This window comes from Williamsia sp., assembly GCF_016462415.1.
Taxonomy (GTDB): domain Bacteria; phylum Actinomycetota; class Actinomycetes; order Mycobacteriales; family Mycobacteriaceae; genus Williamsia_A.
This window is the reverse complement of the sequence record NZ_JAEMTF010000006.1, coordinates 80,633-82,445: the sequence shown is the minus strand read 5'-3', so window position 1 is coordinate 82,445 and position 1,813 is coordinate 80,633. Positions and strand designations below refer to the sequence as shown.

At 66.7% G+C, this 1,813-nt stretch carries 2 protein-coding genes; one reads left to right on the top strand and one right to left on the bottom strand.

From position 1 onward, the window contains the following. Nucleotides 1–223: 223 nt before the first annotated feature. Nucleotides 224–505 carry a GlsB/YeaQ/YmgE family stress response membrane protein gene (locus tag JHC79_RS02765; RefSeq protein WP_296388336.1) on the bottom strand — a complete coding sequence of 94 codons (282 nt, stop codon included), beginning with the start codon at nucleotides 503–505 and terminating at the stop codon, nucleotides 224–226. A gap of 259 nt (nucleotides 506–764) precedes the next feature. Here JHC79_RS02765 and JHC79_RS02760 point away from each other — a divergent pair, with 259 nt between their 5' ends. Continuing rightward, entirely contained in the window at nucleotides 765–1,703 is a 939-nt protein-coding gene (locus tag JHC79_RS02760) for a dienelactone hydrolase family protein (protein ID WP_296388335.1), read from the top strand. Nucleotides 1,704–1,813: the final 110 nt, after the last annotated feature.

The following is a 1,813-nucleotide window of genomic DNA, read 5'->3' as shown; positions in this document are numbered from 1 at the left end:
GTGCACGAGCGTCTCGCCGACGGCGGCTGGTTCACCCGTGGCTCCGTGCAGACCATGACCGAGGGGCCGCGCGCCGGTACGAGGTTCCTGTACCTGCACGACAGCGACGGACTGACCCTGGAGTTCATCGAACCGGCCGAACACCCTGCGGCACAATGACCGAAGCCGACCACCTCACGCAATGGCGCGGGGTGATCGGCTCCGGTTGAGAGCGTTGCTCAGGTCAGTGCGAGACCTTGTGGCGACGCCCGGTGATGGCCACGTAGCCGGCGATCAGGATCGCGGCGACGACGATACCGACGATGAACGGGATGACCTTCCAGCCGCCACCCTCGTTGGAGTAGCCGAACACCGAGTACGCGATCCAGGATCCGATGAGCGATCCGAGGATGCCGAGCACGATGGTCACGATGATGCCGATGTTCTGCTTGCCCGGCAGCACGAGGCGTGCGAGCGCGCCGATGATGAGGCCGACGACGATGGCACTGATGATGGTTCCGATCACGAGGATCTCCTTCGTTCGCCGCGCCGAGCGTCGGTCGCGGCAAATTCTCGGGTCTCGCTTTTGAATCCCCGGTGGGTTGGTGCACCTATGACTGTGTCCTACAAACGAGTCGCACACAACAAACGCAGCCGAAGCGAAATCATGTGTGCCTGTTTGCGATCCGCATTGTCCACCGCAGCTGGTTGATAATCGCCCGTCACGGGGCGGCGCGCTCGGGCATAGTGGGGGCACGGCCTGCCACTTCGATCCGCGAGGACCCATGACCCCGTTCAAGCAGTACATCGCCGAAGAGATCGCCATCGACCACGCCGACGGACTGTTCGGACGCCGCGAGGCGCTGCGCCGTCTGGGCCTGTTGGGACTCACCGCGGCCTCCGCGTCGGCTCTGCTCGCCGCCTGCAGCAGCGGCTCCGACACCGCCGCCACCCAGAGCAGCGCCGCAACGTCGTCGGGATCGGGCGCGCCCGCATCGGCGGCGACCTCGGGTTCGGCGACCGCCCCGGGCATGTCCACCGCGCTGCCGACCGAGGCCATCACCTTCGCCGGGCCGAACGGAACCCTGCAGGGCGCGTGGGCCGCGGCGCCGTCGCCCAAGGGGGCGGTGCTGGTCCTGCACGAGAACAAGGGCCTGACCGACCACATCCGCACCATCGCAGGACGTCTCGCGGGCGCCGGGTACTCGTCGCTGGCGATCGACCTGCTCTCCGAGAAGGGCGGCACGGCGACGTTCTCCGACCCGGCCCAGGCCACCGCGGCACTCGCCGACATCCCGGCCGAGCAGTTCGTCGCCGACATGAAGGCCGGCGTCGTCGAGATCCAGAAGCGCGCGCCGGGCGCGAAGGTCGGTGCCATCGGCTTCTGCTTCGGCGGGGGACTGGTGTGGTCGCTGCTGGCCTCGGGCGAACCTCAGTTGTCGGCGGCAGTGCCGTTCTACGGCCCCCTGCCGGACAACGCGAACTTCGACGGGTCGAAGAACGCTGCCGTGCTCGCGGTCTACGCCGGACTCGACAAGCGGGTCAACGCATCGATGCCGGAGGCCGAGACCGCGTTGAAGGCAGCCGGTATGCGCTACCGCGTACAAACCGTTCCCGGCGTCGACCATGCCTTCTTCAACGACACCGGCGCTCGGTACAACGAGGGTGCGGCGAACACCGTGTACGGCCAGGTGCTCGATTGGTTCTCTACTTATCTGGGGTGAGTTCTACAAGCCGCTGACTATGCGGAAAGCGCTCATCGAGTGTGCGTTGTCTCGCTGCACACTCGCGTAGCGCGCTCAGCACACTCGATGGCGCTTTCCACACAGTCAGC